At 42.5% G+C, this 6,443-nt stretch carries 5 protein-coding genes and 1 pseudogene; 3 read left to right on the forward strand and 3 right to left on the reverse strand.

The window, feature by feature from the left end; all coding sequences use genetic code 11:
• Positions 1-142 precede the first annotated feature (142 nt).
• The 3 genes and pseudogenes from IM479_RS13135 to IM479_RS13145 all read right to left on the reverse strand — a co-directional run bounded on the left by IM479_RS13135 (position 143) and on the right by IM479_RS13145 (position 1,844).
• On the reverse strand, positions 143-631 hold the full coding sequence (locus IM479_RS13135) for a hypothetical protein (RefSeq protein ID WP_287687176.1): 489 nt from the start codon (positions 629-631) through the stop codon (positions 143-145).
• Positions 632-858: 227 nt separating this feature from the next.
• Positions 859-1,551: a helix-turn-helix domain-containing protein gene (locus tag IM479_RS13140; RefSeq protein ID WP_286826283.1), complete on the reverse strand. Its 693-nt coding sequence runs from the start codon at positions 1,549-1,551 to the stop codon at positions 859-861.
• Between the two features lie 13 nt (positions 1,552-1,564).
• Positions 1,565-1,844: pseudogene (locus tag IM479_RS13145) on the reverse strand (ParB N-terminal domain-containing protein).
• Between the two features lie 115 nt (positions 1,845-1,959).
• Between IM479_RS13145 and IM479_RS13150 the strand changes: the two are divergent.
• The 3 genes from IM479_RS13150 to dcm all read left to right on the forward strand — a co-directional run.
• Positions 1,960-3,723 (forward strand): SWIM zinc finger family protein, encoded by a 1,764-nt coding sequence (locus IM479_RS13150; RefSeq protein ID WP_287687178.1) that lies wholly within the window; start codon positions 1,960-1,962, stop codon positions 3,721-3,723.
• Between the two features lie 172 nt (positions 3,724-3,895).
• On the forward strand, positions 3,896-6,007 hold the full coding sequence (gene argZ / locus IM479_RS13155) for a bifunctional arginine dihydrolase/ornithine cyclodeaminase (RefSeq protein ID WP_287079263.1): 2,112 nt from the start codon (positions 3,896-3,898) through the stop codon (positions 6,005-6,007).
• A gap of 91 nt (positions 6,008-6,098) precedes the next feature.
• Positions 6,099-6,443: DNA (cytosine-5-)-methyltransferase (dcm, locus tag IM479_RS13160; RefSeq protein WP_287687180.1), on the forward strand; the 345-nt coding region annotated here is incomplete at its 3' end.

Here is a 6,443-nt window from a genome sequence, read left to right on the forward strand (position 1 = left end):
GATCAAGGGTTGCGCTTGCTTTGGTTTAACCTGAGCGACTTAGTTTTTGCTGCGCTTTTTTCTGGCTTGAGATTTTAGGTTCGACAGCAACTCCTTGATTGTTTTTTGAGTTACCCCTTGACAATCAAGACAGTCGCTACGGCTAGTATGGTGTATCACTCCACCATCGTCCTGCTTCCTCTCTTTCGTTTTGTTCGCTCATCAGTCTTATTATTCTTAGTTCGTCATCTTTTCTTCTTTTTTCTTCATCCTCTTTTATACGCTTTATACTCTGTTCAGTCACTTGTTTAAACTGAGGAAATATAGTTGCAAGTTTTTTAAGTTCATACTCTAGATTACCTGATGAAACAAGTTTAGAAACATACTTATCAAATACATCTTTAAACTCAGGCAAAGTAGCAACAAAATCTTTTAACCTGTCCATTGTACCATAATGAAAACCGAGACTTATAGGTTTTTCGGAAATCCACCGACTAATTGCAAACCGAAAATCTGGGTACTTATCTAGGAGCCACCTAACATCGGCAACAGATAAACCTCCGTCAAGCATCTGTAACCATTGCTGGCGAACAGAATTCCGTTGGACAGGATCAGTAATGTGGTCAAAACAGTCATCGTAGGGCGTTGACATATTTTTTTCTCCGAATCACTTATGATATCATTTTAACCGTTCAGGGGGCGGTTATCAAGTAGCCATTAGTTTTGTAATGGGGATTTATGCCCCGCTCCAAAAACTTTTCGCTTTAAGGCGAGGTTTTAGACCCGATTTTTTCGATAAAAGCAGACCACGGGGGAACTTTTCACAGCAGATAATGAAAGACGTTTTCGCGGCACTAAAGCTCTGCAAGAATTATCACTTTAAGCGGTGACATTTTCTGTTTCTGCTGGTTGAATTTCCGGCATTTCTACTTTAATTAAACTCACTCTAGCACGATAAAGTAGTTTTTCCCCATGACGATAGCCCCGATAACGAACTATAACGGGTGTACCAATTGCTGCTTGACCATCGATCAATTGATGGATTTGCGGATCGTAACCGACATGATCACCGACACTGTCAATTGGTTGCACTCCCCAGCGCTCCAGTAACTGCATAATCGGTTTAACTAGGGAGAGGATTTTGACGGCTGCTAGGTTGGGATTTTTGCGGGCAACGGCCTCGGCCGTGGGCCATTGAACTAACCAAGATTCGATCGCTTCGATGCTTTGACGTTGAAATTCTGCGGCTAATTCTTCTTTTTGCTGGTCTAATTTTTGCTGTAAATTTTGATACTCTTGTTCGATAATTTTTGATTCCCCTGAACGATACTCTGTCCCCATCGTCGGGATTTGAAAATGAGCGAGGAGATCGCTAACTGGCAGCTGCAGCGCATTAGCTAATTTCACCAAAGATTCAGAGGATAATTTGGCGATTAAGCCATGGCGAACTCTCTGCAATTGCCAAGAAGATAGACCCGATAACCGACTCAATTCTTCCAGATTTTTACAGCCAATTTCTGCCATTAACTGCTCTAATTTTTGCCGATGATATTTATATAAGGACTCATTCATGGGACTTCTCAGCTTAAGCGATGTGTTTAGCTAAAACGGATTTAGGAGCGCGACGAACTAGACAGAGAATTGTTTCTTTACCGAGACGCTGATGAGCTGCAAAGCGATGGCAACCGGAAAAACCGTAGTAGTTACCATCCACTTCTAAAACATCGATCGGTTCTCTTAATCCCTCCTCAGCGATCGATTATCAACTGATTAACTTTTTCGGGATCGGTTTGTCGCGGTAAAGGACGACGAATTTGGGACAGAGTAATGTTTTTAATTTCCATAGTGTCTTCACTATAGCACATTTAGGCTAAACTGAAGATAAGTTGACTCGGTTGCTGATGCACTGGTCCGCCTCGGTGCTGGCAGTTTTCTGGCCACAGACAAGATTTTATCACCCAATCCTCTCATTTTCTGACTATGACTATTCCTCCTATCAATGAAAAAATTATCCAGCAAAATAGCACCAATGCTTCCTATCAGCGCGGTCAGGATTATTACGATAACGGTGCAGTTATTTCTCTTTGGCAACGGGGGCAAAATCTGCAAGCTTTAGTGAGTGGTAGTGAGGTTAAACCCTATCGAGTTGCCATGGATTTTAACCAAGATAATCTTGAGAATGTCTGCTGTTCCTGTCCCTACGATTACGAAGGTTGGTGTAAGCATATTGTGGCGGTTTTATTAACCTGTTCTCGTCAACCGGAATTAATTATCAAAAAAGCTTCTCTAGAGGAGTTAGTGACACCGATCGATGAAGGTAAATTAAGAAAATTGCTTAATCATTTAGTGGCTAAACACCCAGAAATTATCGAGACAATTGATAAATTTTTATTTCCAGCTACCCCAGTTAATAAAGCGGGAGGGAAGATAACTATTAATGTCAAAGCTTATCGTAATACTGTCCGTAATGAACTGCGGCAATCCCTGCGAGCGATCGAAGAAGATTACTACGAAGAAGACCCAATTTCTAATGAAATTTATGCCCTAGTGGATGAGGCCAAAGATTATTATCAAAAGGGAGAACCGGATAATGCGATCGCTATTTTAGAAGCAATTATTAGCGCCTGTATCGAGGAATGGGATAATTTAGAAGATTACGGTGCTGTTAATGATGATTTAAGTGCCAGAATCGATCGAGTTTTAACTGCAGCAATTTTAAGTAAAGAATTTAATCCCCAAGAAAAGCAAGATTTAAGGGAAAAGATCGAGCAATGGCAGCATGAATGGAGTGCCGATTTTGAGATGAGTTTAGCAGCCTTACAACAGGGATGGGACGATCCAGTTTTAGAGAAGATTTTACGAGGAGAATCGGCTAATTTTTCAGAAATGTGGTCAGGGAATATCCCCGATTATGCCCAAACATTAACTTCTATTCGCTTAGAAATTTTCGAGAAACAGGAAAAAGATCAGGAGTATTTGAATCTAGCTTTAGCTTCAGGACAAGTGATAGAATACCTAACTAAGTTAGTCTATCTCGATCGCATTGATGAAGGGATGGCAGCCGCAAAAAACATGATAACCAAGAACGATGAAGCTTTCTTTTTTGCCAAAGCTTTACGGGATGAATCCGCTCCAGAATCCGCTCTAATAATTGCCCAGATTGGTCTAAATTTGCCAGGGAATTATTATTATCAATTAGCTCTCTGGACAAGTGAACTAGCGCAATCTTTAGGGGATATAGATATAGCTTTGGCTGCTAGAATTAAGGCATTTCAAGACCAACCTTACTTTTCCCATTACCAAAAAATTGAGTCTTTAGCTGGGGAAGATTGGCCAGATTTAAAATTAGACTTGTTAGATTACTTGCGCGAGTTTAGCGATGGACGTTCCACAGAGGCTAAAATCGATATATTTCTCCACGAAAATTTAGTTAGAGATGCAATTGAAGTGGTTTCTGGTAATTCCTATGTGCAGTCTCACCTAATTTGGCGGATAATGGATGCGGCTGCTAGCGTCGATCCTAACTGGGTAATCGATCGCGCGCGTCCTCCTGCGGAAAAGATACTCGACGAAAAAAAGGCTGATCGCTACGAAGAAGCGATTAAATGGCTGAAAAAAGCTCGTAATGCCTTTTATATGTCGGGAAGACGGGAAGAATGGCAAACTTATCGGGAAAGTTTAATTAAGGAACACGGACGCAAATCGAAATTTATGGGGTTATTTAAACATCAGGATTTACAATAATTTAAGCTTGTAGCCGTCAGTTATCGGCTAGAATCAGGCTGTTTTTAGCTTGTGGCAGAGGAATTGTCCTAATCTTAAGTCTGTGATGTTTCGACGCAAAGTAGAGTATAATAGAAGATTGGTCTAAACTTATCTCCAGACTACTTATACTGAATATTCATTGTCAAAAAATATGACTGAAACTATTCGCTTTTTGATGTGTTCTCCCGATCATTACGATGTGGATTATGTGATTAATCCTTGGATGGAGGGCAACATTCACAAATCTTCCCAGGAAAAAGCTAGGCAACAATGGCAGCAGCTTTATCATATTCTCAAAGATCGGGCGCTCGTGGATTTAGTCACACCAGAAAAAGGCTGGCCTGACATGGTTTTTACCGCTAATGCAGGTTTAGTTCTGGAAAAAACTGTCGTTTTAAGTCGCTTTTTACACAAAGAAAGACAGGGAGAAGAACCCTATTTTAAACAGTGGTTTGAAGATAACGGTTTTACGGTTCATGAACTGCCAAAAGATTTACCCTTTGAAGGTGCAGGAGACGCATTATTAGATCGGGAAGGACGTTGGTTATGGGCAGGATATGGCTTCAGAACCGAGTTAGATTCCCACCCTTTAATCGCTAAATGGCTCGATATCGAGGTTTTATCCCTACGTTTAATCGATGAACGTTTTTATCACCTTGATACCTGTTTTTGTCCCCTTAGTGGTGGCTATCTTCTCTACTATCCCGATGCTTTTGATGCCTATTCAAATCGGTTAATTGAGTTAAAAATTCCCGAAGAAAAACGCATTATCGTTGAAGAAGCCGATGCGGTTAACTTTGCTTGTAATGCAGTGAATATCGGTCAAGTAATCGTCATGAATAAAATTAGTGACGATTTACAATATAAGTTAGCAGCAAAAGGCTTTGAAGTGGTACAAACTCCCCTGACGGAGTTCTTAAAAGCAGGAGGAGCCGCTAAATGTTTAACCCTGCGTACCACGGAACCCTTAATTCCAGACCATCACGCTAATGTCACCATTGAAAGTCGCATTCTCCAGTTAGAAGGTCATCTCCTCGACGCGGGAATTATGAATAAAGCTCTCGATGTTGTAGTAGGAAACGGTGGCAGTTTCAAGGTTTTAAACTTCACTTTAGGGATTGAGCGCCAAAGTACCTCCTCAGCAGAAGTGCGCGTTTCTGCACCCTCCCACGAGGTAATGGAGGAGATCATGGTACAATTGATCGACCTCGGTGCGGCCGCTCGTCCCCAAGAAATCTGCGATGTCAATACCGCAGTGGTGACACAAGATGGGGTCGCTCCCGATGATTTTTATGTCAGCACCATCTATCCCACGGAAGTGCGGGTGAATTGTGAATGGGTGCGGGTGGAAAATCAACGCATGGATGCAGCCATCGTCGTCACTGAAAGTCCGGAAGGCAAAACGGCGAAATGTACTCTGCTGCGGGATTTAAAAGCTGGCGATCGCGTTATGGTGGGAGTTGAGGGCATCCGTACTATCCGACAGGCGGAATCCCGGGAACAACGCAACAGCACCCAGGAATTTACCTTTATGGGTGCGGGGGTTTCCAGCGAGCGCCGGGTCGAGTTAACCGTCGAGCAGATTGCCTGGGAAATGCGTAAAATTCGCGACCAAGGCGGTAAAGTGGTGGTAACGGCAGGTCCAGTGGTCATTCACACCGGAGGAGCGCAACATCTCTCCCGTTTAATCCGCGATGGTTACGTTCACGCTTTACTGGGGGGGAATGCGATCGCAGTTCACGACATGGAACAGGCGATCATGGGTACTTCTTTAGGGGTAGATATGCAGAAAGGTATCCCCGTACGCGGTGGCCATCGTCACCACCTCAAGATTATCAACCTCATCCGTCGCCACGGCAACATCGCCAAAGCTGTATCGGCCGGGGTATTGACAAAAGGCGTAATGTATGAATGCGTCAAGAATAATGTCCCCTTTAGTCTAGCTGGTTCAATTCGCGATGATGGTCCGCTTCCAGATACGGAGATGGATTTAATTAAAGCACAGGAAGAATATTCCCGCTTAATTCAAGGTGCAGACATGATTCTCATGCTCTCTAGTATGCTCCATTCCATCGGTGTGGGCAATATGACACCGGCGGGGGTAAAAATGGTCTGTGTTGATATTAACCCGGCCGTGGTGACAAAATTAAGCGATCGAGGTTCCGTAGAATCCGTCGGTATTGTCACCGATGTGGGTTTATTCCTGAGTCTGTTAACCCAACAGTTGGATAAATTAACCCGTCCCTTGGTAGAAACGGTTTAAAACCGCAAGTAAATCCTCTAGAGACGTTTCTAGAAGCGTCTCTTTTTTAATTATTCCCATAATTGGCGATACTGCCGATCATAGGCTATCAATGAACCTTCTAAAAAACAAAGAAAAAATCCGTTTTATTGACCTCTTTTGTGGTTTGGGAGGATTTCGAGTTGCAATTGAACAAGTTTGTCGCCAACAAAACTTAGAATCTGATTGTGTCTTTTCCTGTGATATAGATAAAGATGCTCAGGTAATTTATCACGCTAATTTTGGCGACCAACCCCAGGGAGATATTACCGAAATCGCTGCCCTAGACATTCCCAATCATGATATTTTAATGGCAGGATTTCCCTGTCAACCCTTTAGTATTTGTGGCAATTTAAAGGGATTTGAAGATACCAGAGGCACGCTATTTTTTGAGATTGCCCGTATTTTAAAAGCCAAA

The sequence above is a fragment of the Microcystis sp. M165S2 genome (assembly GCF_020245885.1).
In the GTDB taxonomy this organism is placed as follows: Bacteria; Cyanobacteriota; Cyanobacteriia; order Cyanobacteriales; family Microcystaceae; genus Microcystis.